Raw genomic sequence first — 13979 nt, 5'->3', positions numbered from 1 at the left:
TAATTCACCTCTAAAAGAAATTATCGTATAATTCCAACTTTTCTTCTTTCTCTTTTATTCTGAATCCCAAGCTAAAGTCATAATCACAATCAACTATTTTGAGTTTTTCATATCTATTAATATCAATTTCCATATAATCCATCTTATTTAAGATTCTTGTTTCTATATCAAGTGTGTAGTTTAGCAATTCATTCCTTGCTCTTAACTTCTCATATTGGCTACTATCGTTTGACTTTAATTTTTCTATATATTCATTGATTTCAACAATATTCTCTTCATAAATCCCTTTAGGAATTATGGTTTCAGACAATATGTTTCTAAAATTCTTTTGTGCCTCTTCTTTTGATAATTCAGCATGGAATAAATTCTTAATGTATTCTATTGTCTTCTTAATTTTTTGATAATAATCTGTGTCCCTAACATTTTCCATCGAAAGTATTTCTTCAACTAACTTCATTTTATTTCTCTCACTCAATGTACTTGGATTATTTTCAAAAAACTCTCTAATATACTTCTTAGAAAGATTAAAAATCTCTTTATCTATTATATTACCTATTCCAGAAGTTTTTTTATCTCCTCCATCATAAACATAACAGTTATATCCTTCTCCAGTCCACTCTCTCTTTCTATAGCATCTTCCAAATCTTTGAAATAAACCCGATACTTCTGATAATTCTGTTAGTAATATATCAAAATCAATATCTAAAGAAGCTTCTGCTATTGAAGATGTAATCCAAATTCCCTTGTCAGTGTTAGGAATTCTTTCATCATGAAATAATTTGCCAAATTTTAATATATCTTTTGTCTTACACTCTTTGTCCTTCTTTATGTACTTTGCATGAAGCATATTCAATGGAATATTTAAGTTGTCTTTTTTTATAATATTTTCCAAATCTTGATATACTTCCTGACATTTTTTTACGGTATTACAAATTACCAAGACTCTATTATTGTCATACTTCTCAATCACATCTTCTGCATATAACTGATCTCTTACTATAGCAACACTATGTCTAATCTTATCATCAACAAACTCCTTTTCAGGCATTTCAAATTTAAGTCCTTCTTTCTCCATCAGTTTTTTCAAAAATCCTGGAAATGTAGCAGTTAATATTGCATATTTTCCTCCAACATCTTGAATCATCTTAAGACCGCGTATTAAATATGCAACCAAATCAGCGCTATACATCTGGATTTCATCAATGATAATTTTTGAATAAGATAGTGTTGCCAACTTAGACTCATAATTCCTATGTAAAAATACAAATGTAAACAACTGATCCAGTGTGCAGATAGTTAGCGGCAAAGAAAGTTGTCTTGTACTTGAAAAATATTCATCTAAATTATTTATCTCACCTTTATCTAATTCTTCTAGATATATGCTTTTCGTTCCTGAATGTAAAACCCCTACTTTATTATCAAAATTCTCTCCATCTAATAGCTCTTTTTTTACTCTATCGTATATGGCGTTTATTGCAGTTCTTATAGGTAAAGTAAAGAATCCCTTATTATTACCTATCCACCAAAGACCAGCTTCTGTTTTTCCCATGCCAGTTTGAGCAATTACAACTAAATTTTTTTCTTGATTACTCATCATGTATTTTTGAAGTTCATTCCAATCTGGAGTTTCTTTATTCATCTTTTCTAAGCTAATTGCCAACTTACGCATAAAATTAGATAATGCTTCTTCAAGAAAATCATTTTTTAATTCAACATCCAAATATTTATTTGAAGAATCTATATACGCACTTGCAGAGTAGTCTATTTTATTTAATAATCCTTTGAGCATTACATATTTATAATACAATTCAGTTTCTCCACTTATGTCAGATAACTGCATATATTTACTGTTTAATGCAATATTTTTTGGGAATTTAAACTTATCATATTCAAATTCATCTCTATATTTTTCTAAATTGGCACATGCTAGACTAATGTCTGTCTTATCTACAAGTTTAATTTTGCTCCTATGATGATGAAAATAAACGGCTGCATACAATATATTTATTTCTTCAGGAGAGTATTTCTTACTTAATTCTTCAATATCTAAAAAACAAGCGCTAAGAATTCCATGTGGAATTTCATTTTCTAGTCCTTTGAATTTTTCTTTTCTAATCTTATATTGAAAAAAATCATTCATCTTGCCTAAGTCGTGATATATACATGCAATTTCTAGCAAAGCCCAATTAACATTTATTTCTGGATATATATCCTTTAGTTTTTCTAATTGTCTTAACAAATTATCAGTGTGTTCTTGAATCGTTTCTATTGGTTTAGACTTTGCTAAAAATTGCTTTTTCATAATATTACTCCTTAAGCTAAAAATACAAATTGTCCTTCACTATCTTCGCATTTTTTACCTTCGTTAGTTGCTATAATCTTTGAAGTATATATAACTTCAACCTTATTCCACAACCTAATATTTTTTATATTCTTGTTAGTTCCATAGTTTTCTAAAAAATAATCTTTGTTAATTAACATTTTAGTTCCGCTTTGAATCGTGCTAAAAGCTGAATCTTCTATCAATATATTTTCAAAAGAATTATACAAACTTTCTTCGTAACTCTCTCCGTTATAATGTATATACTTCAGTGGCACATAAGCATAATAGTCATTTTCTAAATACTCTTCACGTTCAAGCTTCCTTTCGATTATGTCCACTATCTCAACAGATTTGATATTTAATAAATCTTCTCTCCTACCTAAAGAAGGATATTCCCACGGAGTTTTTAATGAACTATAAATTTCTTGTACTATTTCTTGATCTTCTGGCACTATATGAATAATAAGCTCCATTTGTGATAAAAGCTCTGCTGTAGAAATTCCTTGTGCTACACCGTACCCATCAACATTTATATTGTGTCTTCCTTTCTCAAATTTGGTCCCATTGTTAAATTCATATCTTGTATATAAATCATTTGTCTTAGATACATATTTCCCTTGAACACTTACTTTCATTGGAATATACGATTCATATTTACACAAGTTATGTACCATTCCTATAATTGTAGAATAAGGTGGCAAAGGATAACTTTCTTTAATTTGGAAACTCATTGGTTTTCTATAGTTTACTAGATCTTGAAAAGCCACCATCTTAATGGCTCTCATAATAATCCTTCACCTCTTCTTTTATAGCTGAGAAAAATTCAGGCATCTTAACAGCATTTAGCTTTTCAATAACTTCATTTTCATTTATAAATTTCCCTTTAACAATCGCACAATGTGTTTGTTCTTTTATATTTTCATAAAGTAAATCTGTTATAGCCTCTACTTCAATCTTTCCATCATTCACCTCTACAACACTACTGAAAAATGGATTTTTAATATCATAAACACCACCTATAGCAAATAAAGGTTTTAAATCTTCTCTTCTACCTCTTATATCTCTATATAATAAAGCAACTGTATCTAGTAACTTACCAACTCTTCTTGCTTTTTCAGTATTTTCTATCTCAATGTTATAAACTTTATCTATGCCTATTTGGTCTAAATCAACTGTTATAGTATATCTATACAATGACTTGTGTATTTCCGCTTGAGCAATGTTCATACTTTTAGACAATCTGTCTGCTAATCCCTTATTTGTTAAAAAGTCTAAATCCCCTTTAAATGTTTCTAGAGAAATTGCATTTGATAATCTTACTTTTGCCGATCTTTTCTTTCCTCCTGTTCCAGATTCAGTTTTTAAATAACCAAAAAAATCTATCTCAGGATACTTATCTATAGTTGCATCTTTAGAAAATTGAATAACTTTTTTGTCACCTTTCCCTTCTTCTTTAACATCTGCCATAGGTTCAGCTAATTGCTCTACTATGTTGTATCTGAGAGCTTGTCTGGAAATATACGTAAATTGTTCACCTTTATTTCTTGCTACTTTTTTAAGTGAAGCCACATTACCTACAGATTCGCCATAATTCGCACTTTCAGCTTCAAAAATGATAGTTAAAGTTAATCCCTTTGGATTTAATTGATTATTCATATTTCTCCTCCATTATCTTCAGAATCGTTCTTTGAATTGTTTTGTTTTCCTAACATTCCCGTTATAAATGAATATCCTGCATTTTTAAACTTCAAATCATCTTCCATAGTATTTGAAAATATATCATCTATTGCTTCATTTGCATACATACTCGCCTTAATCAAAGTATCCATGAATGCATGCTTATTAGAGGTTTTTAGTGCATTCAACATTCTATATGCTATTCCGTTCAACTTTTCTACAGCATCCATTTTTTTATATGAAGCTCTTAAATTCTCTCCTGATACCCTGGAAAAATATAAATATTTTCCATTACTCTTGTCATTCATATATCCAACCTCCCTCAAATAACTATTGTTAATTCTAATGACATTTTGAATATGTTCACTGCTATACCTAGTTTTATCTGGATTTGATATCTTATAATGAAGCATTTTATGAATAATTAAAAAATCATTTTGATTATTAAATAAATTGTTCATTACTTCATTATAAACATATACATTTTTCTTACCTTCTTCAAAGTAAGCCCCTCTGATAAATTTCAAACTGCCTGAGCACTCATTAATAACTCTCTGAATTGGTCTATTCAAAATATTGAAAGAATACTTTACCTGATCCGAATCAATATTTCTAAAAAATCTTACTATTTGAACATCTGATAACTCATACTTCATATCTTCATTTGACTTTTCATCCATGTTCTTTTGGATTGCATAATAGATTGAAGTATTTTTACTGGTTTCTTTGAATACATCCTCTTTGATATTATTATTTATTTCTATTAAGCTCTTAAAATTGTTAGAATAATTTACAAACAAGCCCCTATTATAGGCATAAGTAAATCCAGCTGGAATACACGTGTACACAAGTTTACACATTGGACATATTCCTACATAATTATTAAAATCATATACATGACTATTTTTTTTCTTTGTATCAAATCCTAATTCTCTTATAAAGCAAATATCGTTATTCAAAGATGGAATCCTCGAACCACATGACATACATAAATATTTATCTTTATTTTTACTTTTCTCATATCCGTCTAAATACTCAATCGCTGGTTTCACAAAATAATTTGCAACTTCATCATACATATCAGGATTTTTATTTTGTCTATTTAAAATACTCACATTATCCCAAGCATTGCGAATTAAAGTATACATTACATTTTTAGCTCCTATATATTTTATAGAATCCTTTCTTTTGAAATATTCTATAATTTCATTTAATATAGAAACTTGATTTTTTATATCCTCTAGTCTCCCTTCTATAGTATCTTTTTTAGACAATTTTATTTTCTTTAATTGTTTTTCTTTAATTAGTGGATTGAATTCACTATCTATAAGTTGATATGCACTTTTGTATGAATTGCTTGTAATGTACTTTTTAACGCTTTCTATTTGCAAATTAAGAGTTTCTAAAGATTTTTCATCAAATACTTTAAAATCTTCATCTTCCCAATTTGAGATAATATTTTCAAATGAATTTATCTTGTTTATGGACAATGTACTGTAATATTTTTTAATCAAATATTTAAAATAATATTCTTCAAATCCTTCAAGAGCTTCGAGTTCAAAGCTAATTCCATCTTTCTTTACTTCAACAAATTCATCTTTATATTCCAATATATTGTATAGGCCTAATAAACCTACGTTATAGATCCAATCAGATACTTTTAACTCAATATTCTTGCTCATACCTCCTCCTACACTACTGTAAGCATCCCGAAACCTGCACTTTTAAAACTTCCAACCCCTGCATTTAACATGTAACTTAATATGTAAGGTTTTGCAGTAACTTTAAAAGTTGCCAAATTCGAAAGCACTTCTATTCCATAATGCTTCACTTTTACTGTCTTATTTGAAATTACTTCAACCTTAAATTCATTCAAATCATATTCACTCCCAGGCAAATCCAATAGTACTTGATTCTTTAAACTCTCAATAAATAGCTTATATCCCTCCTCTGTTGATAGATCATAGTACCAGTCTTTATTGGTATCTTTGTTATGTTCTCTTATTACAATTGGAGAACTAGTTCTAAATACTGTCGAATTAGTAGTGAATACTACTTCTTTATGAAGTGCTATATTCACTATTTTTAATTCTAAGTCCTTATACTTTATGACTTTTCCTTTCGCTCTAATAAAGGCATTATAAAATGCTATTCCCAATTTCAAATCAGCAGCTGAAAAAAACAAGCTAATCTTTTTTTCAGGAATACTGATCGTTTCTCTATTAAATTTGCACTTTGGCATATTTATAGAGAATGTGAAATCTTTTCTTTCCGTTTTCCCCTTATCATAAAGCTCATGATAAGTTTGTTCATCCGATTCCAATAGTATAGTTTTAAATAAAGATATAAAGATACGATTTTTATCTTTAAGTATCTCATCTTTATTTAAAAGCAAATCTATCTTAAATCTCATTCATTCTACCTCCTTTATTACTTGTTACCATAATAATATTCTTGGCAAACGTTTTTGTCAACCTTACTTTATTTGGAAGACAATTTATGTTATAATAAATTGTAAATAAATTCAAAGTGAAATGTAAATTACTTTATTTGCAAAAGAAAAATTTAAAATAGAATCAAATTGAAATTATCCATTCAAACTTCTTGGTTGCTTTGCATAAAAAAGAGAGTCTTTCAACTCTCCTTATTTCAAACCTAAATTAGGCATTGCATATGCTTTTTTGTCATAATCACCTGAAAGATAGGTGAAGTATCCAGCTGATGCTATCATAGCTGCATTATCTGTGCAGAGTTTAAGATCAGGGTAATATATTTTTACTCCTTCTTCTTCTCCTCTTTTTTCAAGTGCATTTCTCAAACCTGCGTTGGCAGCAACTCCACCGGCCAATACTATTTTATCCATGTTTTCTTCTTTAGTAAGTCTGAAAGCTTTCTCTACCAACACATCTATAACTGCAGCTTGGAATGATGCCGCTACATCTTCTGTTTTATACTCTTCGTTTTTCTGTTCGCATTGATGTAGATAATTTATTACTGCTGTCTTAAGACCACTAAATGAAAAATCATAGCTGTCTTCTTCCAACATTACTCTTGGAAAATCTAATACATCTTTTCCTTCTTTTGCAAGTTTATCTATTATAGGCCCACCTGGGTATCCTATTCCCATCTTCCTTGCAACTTTATCAAATGCTTCCCCAACCGCATCGTCACGAGTTCTTCCTACCAATTCAAAGTCCACAAAATCTTTTACTTTTACAAGATATGTATGTCCTCCTGAAACTATAAGTCCAATAAATGGTGGTTTTAAATCTTTATGCGCTATATAATTTGCACACACATGTCCAAACATATGATTTACTCCAACAAATGGGACTCCCAAAGAGTAAGCTACTGCCTTAGCTCCTGACAATCCTACTAAAAGAGCGCCTACAAGCCCCGGCCCCCTAGTTCCAACAACTAAATCTATATCTGAAAACTCAAGTCCACTCTCTTTCATAGCTGTTTCAAGTACTCCATTAAATGCTTCTACATGCTTTCTTGAAGCAACTTCTGGTACAACTCCACCAAATTTTTGATGAGTTGCTATTTGAGATGAAATGATATTAGAATAAACCTCTCTGCCATCTTTTACAACGGCAACTGATGTTTCATCGCATGAACTTTCAATTCCCAATACGTTCATTATCTTCCTCCACTAAATACTTCTTTTCCACATTATATACGCATGTCGACCTTTGCCATAGTAATCCTGTCTCATGCCCTCTATTTTAAATCCAAATTTTTCATATATACTCTTTGCAGGTTCGTTATCGTGCTCAACTTCCAAGGTTATTTCATTTTCTTTAGAAAACTCCATAAGTCTTTCTAATAATTTATTGCCTATTCCATTTCCTCTACACTCTTTTAAAACTGCTATATTATCTAGGCTAACTTCAAACAACTTAGAATAAATCATAAATCCTACAATTTTTTCTGTTTCTGCAACCCATATCTCTGTGAGTGGATCTGTCAATGCAACTTTAAAAAGACTTTTCGACCATGGGTCACTGAATGATTTTGATTCAACGTTGTGAATGCCATCTAAATCTTCAAAATTAGCTCTGCGTATATTAAAGTCCATGTTTTTCATTAAACTGAGCTTCTGCCTGAGAAACTGCTAAATAATTTGGCAATACTTCCTCTAAGTTATCTGCTCCTCTTTCCTTGTAAATCATTTCTCCAAGCTTAGCTATGTTAACTCCTCTTATATTTCTATTGATTATATTATCTGAATTTAATTTTTCTTCAAAAACTTTAGTGCCTGTCCCTGTTATTTTAAATGGCTTATCCATAGTTTCAAGAATCTCATCTATATTTTTAATTCCATCTTCCATTATAACTTCTTCTCCATTTCTAGAATAAAGTCCGTAATAAGCTCTCTTTCTCTTTGCATCAACAAGTACCAATACATCTTCTTTTGAATCAATCATGCTCATAGCTCTCAATGAAGATACGCCCACTATTGGTTTCTTTAAAATTTGTGAAAAAGTCCTTGCCATTGTAACCGCAATTCTCGTGCCTGTAAATGAGCCCGGTCCAACTCCTACCGCAAATAATTCAACGTCCTTGATTGTGTATTTAACATGAGAAAACATATCTTCTATCATATCTGTAAGTTCTTCTGAGTTAAATACTCCTTCTGTAATTTCATAAGATACTATTTCCTTTTGACCGTCTGAAAGTCCGACAGTTGCTGTCATGGTTGATGTATCTATTCCAAGTGTCAACATTCTATCTTCTCCAATATTTCTTCAAAATGCTCTCCAACAGCTTTTAATTGTGCTGTTCTATCTTCTCTAATGTTTATCTCCAAGTATTCTTCCGGTAAAAAACTTTTAATCCTGTCTGCCCATTCTATCACGCAGACTCCTTCTCCATAAAAATACTCATCAAATCCTAAGTATGAAACTTCTTCTACATTTTCTAAACGATATGTGTCGAAATGATAAAGGTTAAGGTCTCCATAATATTCATTTATTATATTAAATGTCGGAGATGTTATATAGTCTTCTATTCCCATTCCCTTAGCTATGCTCTTCGTTAGGGTTGTCTTTCCCACTCCAAGTTCACCGTTTAAACAAACCACATCTCCAGCTCTTAGCATCTTACCTAAGCTTTCTCCAAACTTTTCTGTATCTATCAATGTATTTAATTTAATATTTTTCGTAGTGCACATCTTCTTTAAAATTCTTTTCCTTTTTATCTTTAGGCTCTTCAGCCTTATATCCTAATGCAATAACACATTCCACATTATACTTACTTGGAATGTTTAGTATTTCTCTTATTCTTTCATCGGCAGGTTTTCCATTCTTGTCGAATTTATTATATACATTCACCCAACAAGCTCCTATATCTAAATCTTCAGCTTGTAGCAATATAAAAGAAGCTGCTATGCAGGCGTCTTGCCTATTGTGATCTGGCGAAACTTCTATATTCGATATTACAGCAATTGCACACTTTGCATATTTTAAATGCTTAGCCGCTGTTTCTCTAAACTCAGAGAGCTCTTCGAGTGTCTTTTCATTTTCAACCACTATGAGCTCAACTGTATCTAAGTTCTTTGCAGTTGGGGCTTTTAGTCCTGCCAAAATCAAATCTTGTATTTCGCTATCTTTTAATGGCTCTTCTGTATATTTTCTAATAGATCTTCTCTTCTCTACTAAGTCTTTAAACATACCTACCTCCCTTAAATTATTATAACAGAAATATTATAAATGTTATTAAACCTCTTTTAAAATAACCAATTTTCTGTAATAATATAACTTTAGGAGGATTGAATGAAACTATTAGAAGATAGAATTGAAAAAGATGGATATATACTTGGAACAAATATCATAAAGGTTGATTCTTTTTTAAATCACCAACTTGATATAAAGTTTTTATCCGAACTAGGTGAAGAAATTTACAACCATTTTAAAGACAGAGGAATTAATAAAATTCTAACAATCGAAGCTTCAGGTATAGCTTTAGCTACTGTAGTTTCAGAAAAATTCGGCTATTTGCCAGTTGTTTTTGCAAAGAAACAAAAGACAAAAAATATCGGTGGCGACCTTTATGAATCAAAAGTTCAATCTTTCACTACTGATAAAGAATATACCGTTACAGTATCTAAAAAGTTTTTAAATGAAGATGACAAATTGCTTCTAATCGACGACTTTTTAGCTGAAGGTAACGCACTTAAAGGTTTAGTATCTATTGCAGAACAAAGTGGAGCTAAAGTTGAAGGAATTTCTGTAGCGGTAGAAAAAGGATTCCAAGAAGGTGGACAAATTATAAGAGATGCTGGACACGACCTACTATCTCTTGCTATTATCGAAAGTATCGATAATGGAGAATTTACATTTAGAAAATAAAATACTTAAAAAAATCAGATTACATTGAGTAGTCTGATTTTTTATTTAAATACGGTATCTATAAGTTTTTGGTTTATTAAGCTTGCATTCTTAGCCACTGGCAAATTTGTATTTTTCCCATTCTCTCCTAAAACTAATCTTCCATTTAGCAAATCTTTTTCTGTAGAAATTATATCTACATAATTATCTTCAAATAAATTTTTATCAGTCAAATATATGGCTGCTATAACATCCCATAAAACTATCGAATCATAATTATACATCTCTTTAAATTCATTCATCCACTTGATTATCTTATCGTATATAAACTTATTTTTTACTTGTCCTATTTTTTCTATCTTATCTAAATCCTCATGAGTAAACTCAATATCCAGACAGTTGTTGCCAGTGAGTATTGTCAAATTTTTAAATTCATTTATCACACAATGAGCAGCTTGGCTACAAACAGAAAAATTTAATTCTTTCATAACTTTTCCGTCAAAATATAAATCCGATGTAATTCCACCCATCACCACAATCTCTCTTATCTTATCTGCTATGCTGTTATCAATTTTCCAAACATCATATATATTTTGGAGAGACCCCGTAGCCAATATAGATATTTCATTTGGAGATTCATTTACCATTTCTACAATATATCTTGCAGCTTTATTCGATAAATAATCTTCACTTTCTTCTGTCTCAAACTTACATTCCACATAATCTAGCATATCTAAACTACCATTGCCCTTTAATACAGGAACATCTATGTGCAATCTTCTACAAAGCTCTGTGGTTTGCTTAAACACTTTTTCTAAGCTATCATTCCCATAAGTACAAGTTATGCCCTTTAAATCTACTTCATCATTATTTAGCAAATATACTAGAGCCAATCCATCATCTATATCACGATTATCTATTCCCATGGTATTATCACAATCGAATATAACTTTTTTCATTTATAACTCTCCAATCAATAAACTACATAGTGCTTAATTCTTATGCTAACTTCGTCTCCAACTTCAAATTCATTTCGTCTGTAGTAGTCTACGATCAACCTAAAACCCTTTATTTCAACTTGATATTTTATCTTGCCTATTGAATATTTTTTGTCTATTACCTTTGCTTTAACACCATCTCTATAGTAGCCTAATTCTATATCCTCTGGCTTAATTAAAAATGAACTTTCTTCTTTAAAATCACTAATATCTTTGCTATCTATAACTCCAATTTCAATTGCTTCTTTTAGCCCTACATAGTTATCGCTCATTAAGAACTTAGCCACCTCTATACAACTTGGAATGTTATAGACGGTTTGTGGCTCGTCTATTTGCTTTACTTCGCCTTGTAGCATTACGCATATTCTATCGCTAAACATCATAGCTTCTTCTTTGTCATGTGTTACCAAAATTGTGGTTATATTGTGTTTGTTGTGTAATGATATGGTAAGCTCTCTCATCTTATGTCTTAGATTTGTATCTAAACTTGAATATGCTTCATCCAACAATAGAATTTCCGGCTCTGCAGCTAGCGCTCTTGCAAGAGCTATCCTTTGCTTTTCTCCACCGGATAATTTATTTACCTTCTTATTTTCATATCCATTTAGTCCTATCTCGTTTAAAAGTTCTATAACTCTTACTTTAATTTCAACCTCTTCAAACTTTCTAACTCGCATCGGGAAAGCTATATTCTCATACACATTCATATGTGGAAACAAAAAATTATCTTGGCTAACTATCACAATATTTCTCTTATTAGCAGGCTTTGTAGTTATATCTTCCTGATTTAAAAATATATTGCCGTCAAACTCATCTATCAACCCCGCCATTATATTTAAAAGAGTGCTCTTGCCACAACCTGATGGCCCAAGTATGCTAAGCTTCTCACCTAATTTAACTTCTAATGACAAACTTTTTAATACTGTTTTTTCCCCATATTTCTTAACGATTTTACTCAATCTCAACTTAGTCTCATCATTCCTATACATAATAATCCTCTATTTCCTTTTTATAAAAATACTTTATTATTAACTCCATAGCTATTAAAAAAAACATAGTACTAAATATAAATATTATTCCATAAACAGAACCCATCATTCTATCTCCAGACTGTATAAATGGAAACATCTCCATAGTGAAGGTTATTATCTTGCCTCCCCCTATTAAATATGCCAAAAAATATTGGCTGAATGAAATTATATAGCACATCATACCAGATGACAGTATGCCCGGAAGTAGTAGAGGCACCACTATTTTCTTGAATATATATATATTATCTGCCCCTAATACCTTGGCTTGTTTGAAATGCTCTTGGCCCACTATCCTAAATACTTCCTCAATCATTCTCACAGCATACGGTATGCACGGCACTATACTCACGAGCACTATACCTGTGAATGTACGTGCCAACCCCAATTTTATAAACTGTATATTAAGTCCCATGCCTATCGAAACCGACGGTATAACTAATGGTGAAAGAACTAATACTTCAACCAATTTTTTCCCCTTAAATTCTTCAAATGCCAAAGCTCTTGCACAAGGTATAGATATAATCAGAGTTATAACAGTAGTGAACATTGAGATAATAAAACTATTTCTTAAGGCATTTAAAACTCTATTTGAATTTTGAAAAACATACTTCCAGCCTCTAAGACCGTAACTGCTTGGAAAGATATTTGGCCACATATAGTTGTTCGTAAACGACCAGACTATCAAAATAAAAATTGGGAGCACTATAGCTATCACAGTCAACCATAAAATCAATCTGCACCCTAAAAATCTCTTATGCATATTATTTCTCCACCAATCGTCTAATAATTGAATTAAAGAGCATTACAGAACCCACACAAAATATAATTATCACTATATTCATTGCCATAGCATAAGGTCTATTTAACAAGTTTGGGTTTTGATACTCTATAAATGCTTGCACAGGTAGTGCACGTGGTTTGGTCGCTCCGAGTAGCATTGGTATCTCATAAGCCCCAAATGAAAATGCAAATATTATCGTGAATGTAGATAGTATTGTAGGCAATAACATAGGTAAAGTAACTTTTCTAAAGGTATAAAATCTACTAGCCCCCAAGTTGACTGCAACGTCCTCATAGCTACTATTCATTCTTTTTAATACTGTGAGTATACTTAACATCACATAGGGAGTCTGCTTCCATACATAAGACAGTATCACTCCGAGTCCATTTTTATTAAATAATACTTTTGAAAAAATTTGCTGTGAATTTTCTATGCCTATTAAATAAGCTATTCTTGAAAAAATACCTGTGTCTGATAGAAATGTAATAGCAAAAAGCACCACTGTTATGTGCGGTATAATTATTGGTATTTTATAAAAGAATTCTATTTTCATTTTAGTTTTAAATAGTATTCTTGCTATTATAACGCCCATACAAACAGATAGTACAGATGATATAAGCGTTGTGTAGACTGTATATATTAAACTGTTTAAAAATATTTCTGATTTAAACACTTGAATGTAGTATTTCACTGTAAATTCTTTTAATCCAATAATAGGAAAATATCCGAAGCTTTGTATCAAAGCCCCGAATATTCCCATAATCAATATGAATAATAAAAGAAATACAATTGGCATAACTTCCAAGTATGGTCTTAATCTTTTATTCATTATCCTAT

At 30.7% G+C, this 13979-nt stretch carries 15 protein-coding genes; 1 reads left to right on the top strand and 14 read right to left on the bottom strand.

Annotated elements, in window-relative coordinates:
- Positions 1–10: 10 nt before the first annotated feature.
- The 10 genes from B8869_RS11250 to B8869_RS11205 form a co-directional block, all read right to left on the bottom strand.
- Entirely contained in the window at positions 11–2302 is a 2292-nt protein-coding gene (locus tag B8869_RS11250; protein ID WP_084231688.1) for a CRISPR-associated helicase/endonuclease Cas3, read from the bottom strand.
- Positions 2303–2313: 11 nt separating this feature from the next.
- Positions 2314–3108 carry a CRISPR-associated protein Cas5 gene (gene cas5, locus B8869_RS11245; protein WP_084231687.1) on the bottom strand — a complete coding sequence of 265 codons (795 nt, stop codon included), beginning with the start codon at positions 3106–3108 and terminating at the stop codon, positions 2314–2316.
- Positions 3095–3979 (bottom strand): type I-B CRISPR-associated protein Cas7/Cst2/DevR, encoded by an 885-nt coding sequence (cas7i, locus tag B8869_RS11240; RefSeq protein WP_084231686.1) that lies wholly within the window; start codon positions 3977–3979, stop codon positions 3095–3097. Before cas7i ends, cas5 begins: the two co-directional genes overlap by 14 nt.
- Positions 3976–5682 (bottom strand): type I-B CRISPR-associated protein Cas8b1/Cst1, encoded by a 1707-nt coding sequence (cas8a1, locus tag B8869_RS11235; protein WP_084231685.1) that lies wholly within the window; start codon positions 5680–5682, stop codon positions 3976–3978. The genes cas7i and cas8a1 overlap by 4 nt, the downstream gene beginning before the upstream one ends.
- Before the next feature lie 8 nt (positions 5683–5690).
- A complete protein-coding gene (gene cas6, locus B8869_RS11230; RefSeq protein ID WP_084231684.1) occupies positions 5691–6413 on the bottom strand; it encodes a CRISPR-associated endoribonuclease Cas6 in 723 nt (240 codons plus the stop codon).
- Between the two features lie 231 nt (positions 6414–6644).
- A complete protein-coding gene (gene tsaD / locus B8869_RS11225) occupies positions 6645–7643 on the bottom strand; it encodes a tRNA (adenosine(37)-N6)-threonylcarbamoyltransferase complex transferase subunit TsaD (RefSeq protein ID WP_084231683.1) in 999 nt (332 codons plus the stop codon).
- Positions 7644–7655: 12 nt separating this feature from the next.
- On the bottom strand, positions 7656–8090 hold the full coding sequence (gene rimI, locus B8869_RS11220; protein WP_084231682.1) for a ribosomal protein S18-alanine N-acetyltransferase: 435 nt from the start codon (positions 8088–8090) through the stop codon (positions 7656–7658).
- The gene (gene tsaB, locus B8869_RS11215; protein WP_084231681.1) at positions 8071–8730 is read right to left on the bottom strand and encodes a tRNA (adenosine(37)-N6)-threonylcarbamoyltransferase complex dimerization subunit type 1 TsaB; all 660 of its coding nucleotides are present in this window, start codon (positions 8728–8730) and stop codon (positions 8071–8073) included. Before tsaB ends, rimI begins: the two co-directional genes overlap by 20 nt.
- Complete coding sequence (gene tsaE / locus B8869_RS11210; RefSeq protein WP_084231680.1) at positions 8724–9176, bottom strand: tRNA (adenosine(37)-N6)-threonylcarbamoyltransferase complex ATPase subunit type 1 TsaE; 453 nt, start codon at positions 9174–9176, stop codon at positions 8724–8726. Before tsaE ends, tsaB begins: the two co-directional genes overlap by 7 nt.
- Positions 9154–9675 (bottom strand): nitroreductase family protein, encoded by a 522-nt coding sequence (locus B8869_RS11205; protein ID WP_084231679.1) that lies wholly within the window; start codon positions 9673–9675, stop codon positions 9154–9156. The genes tsaE and B8869_RS11205 overlap by 23 nt, the downstream gene beginning before the upstream one ends.
- Before the next feature lie 102 nt (positions 9676–9777).
- Here B8869_RS11205 and B8869_RS11200 point away from each other — a divergent pair, with 102 nt between their 5' ends.
- Positions 9778–10353, top strand: coding sequence for a xanthine phosphoribosyltransferase (locus B8869_RS11200; protein WP_084231678.1), 576 nt, complete (start codon positions 9778–9780; stop codon positions 10351–10353).
- Between the two features lie 41 nt (positions 10354–10394).
- Here B8869_RS11200 and B8869_RS11195 read toward each other — a convergent pair whose 3' ends face one another.
- From B8869_RS11195 to B8869_RS11180, 4 genes are read right to left on the bottom strand one after another with little or no spacing between them, the layout of a single operon-like run.
- The gene (locus B8869_RS11195; protein ID WP_084231677.1) at positions 10395–11291 is read right to left on the bottom strand and encodes a nucleoside hydrolase; all 897 of its coding nucleotides are present in this window, start codon (positions 11289–11291) and stop codon (positions 10395–10397) included.
- A gap of 14 nt (positions 11292–11305) precedes the next feature.
- The gene (locus tag B8869_RS11190) at positions 11306–12319 is read right to left on the bottom strand and encodes an ABC transporter ATP-binding protein (RefSeq protein WP_084231676.1); all 1014 of its coding nucleotides are present in this window, start codon (positions 12317–12319) and stop codon (positions 11306–11308) included.
- A complete protein-coding gene (locus B8869_RS11185; RefSeq protein ID WP_084231675.1) occupies positions 12312–13121 on the bottom strand; it encodes an ABC transporter permease in 810 nt (269 codons plus the stop codon). Before B8869_RS11185 ends, B8869_RS11190 begins: the two co-directional genes overlap by 8 nt.
- Position 13122: 1 nt before the next feature.
- Positions 13123–13971, bottom strand: coding sequence for an ABC transporter permease (locus B8869_RS11180; RefSeq protein ID WP_084231674.1), 849 nt, complete (start codon positions 13969–13971; stop codon positions 13123–13125).
- Positions 13972–13979 lie beyond the last annotated feature (8 nt).

Origin of the sequence: Peptoniphilus asaccharolyticus DSM 20463, from assembly GCF_900176115.1 — a bacterium.
Lineage (GTDB): Bacteria > Bacillota > Clostridia > Tissierellales > Peptoniphilaceae > Peptoniphilus > Peptoniphilus asaccharolyticus.
The sequence above is the reverse complement of the archived record's forward strand: the minus strand, read 5'-3'. Positions and strand labels throughout refer to the sequence as shown.

Excerpts from the sequence above, each read along its gene's own strand:
- B8869_RS11195 (WP_084231677.1), bottom strand. The coding sequence starts at position 11,291 with ATGAAAAAAGTTATATTCGATTGTGATAATACCATGGGAATAGATAAT.
- B8869_RS11180 (WP_084231674.1), bottom strand. The coding sequence starts at position 13,971 with ATGAATAAAAGATTAAGACCATACTTGGAAGTTATGCCAATTGTATTT.
- tsaB (WP_084231681.1), bottom strand. The coding sequence starts at position 8,730 with ATGTTGACACTTGGAATAGATACATCAACCATGACAGCAACTGTCGGA.
- B8869_RS11250 (WP_084231688.1), bottom strand. The coding sequence starts at position 2,302 with ATGAAAAAGCAATTTTTAGCAAAGTCTAAACCAATAGAAACGATTCAA.
- B8869_RS11190 (WP_084231676.1), bottom strand. The coding sequence starts at position 12,319 with ATGTATAGGAATGATGAGACTAAGTTGAGATTGAGTAAAATCGTTAAG.
- tsaE (WP_084231680.1), bottom strand. The coding sequence starts at position 9,176 with ATGTGCACTACGAAAAATATTAAATTAAATACATTGATAGATACAGAA.
- cas8a1 (WP_084231685.1), bottom strand. The coding sequence starts at position 5,682 with ATGAGCAAGAATATTGAGTTAAAAGTATCTGATTGGATCTATAACGTA.
- cas7i (WP_084231686.1), bottom strand. The coding sequence starts at position 3,979 with ATGAATAATCAATTAAATCCAAAGGGATTAACTTTAACTATCATTTTT.
- tsaD (WP_084231683.1), bottom strand. The coding sequence starts at position 7,643 with ATGAACGTATTGGGAATTGAAAGTTCATGCGATGAAACATCAGTTGCC.
- rimI (WP_084231682.1), bottom strand. The coding sequence starts at position 8,090 with ATGAAAAACATGGACTTTAATATACGCAGAGCTAATTTTGAAGATTTA.
- B8869_RS11205 (WP_084231679.1), bottom strand. The coding sequence starts at position 9,675 with ATGTTTAAAGACTTAGTAGAGAAGAGAAGATCTATTAGAAAATATACA.
- cas6 (WP_084231684.1), bottom strand. The coding sequence starts at position 6,413 with ATGAGATTTAAGATAGATTTGCTTTTAAATAAAGATGAGATACTTAAA.
- B8869_RS11185 (WP_084231675.1), bottom strand. The coding sequence starts at position 13,121 with ATGCATAAGAGATTTTTAGGGTGCAGATTGATTTTATGGTTGACTGTG.
- B8869_RS11200 (WP_084231678.1), top strand. The coding sequence starts at position 9,778 with ATGAAACTATTAGAAGATAGAATTGAAAAAGATGGATATATACTTGGA.
- cas5 (WP_084231687.1), bottom strand. The coding sequence starts at position 3,108 with ATGAGAGCCATTAAGATGGTGGCTTTTCAAGATCTAGTAAACTATAGA.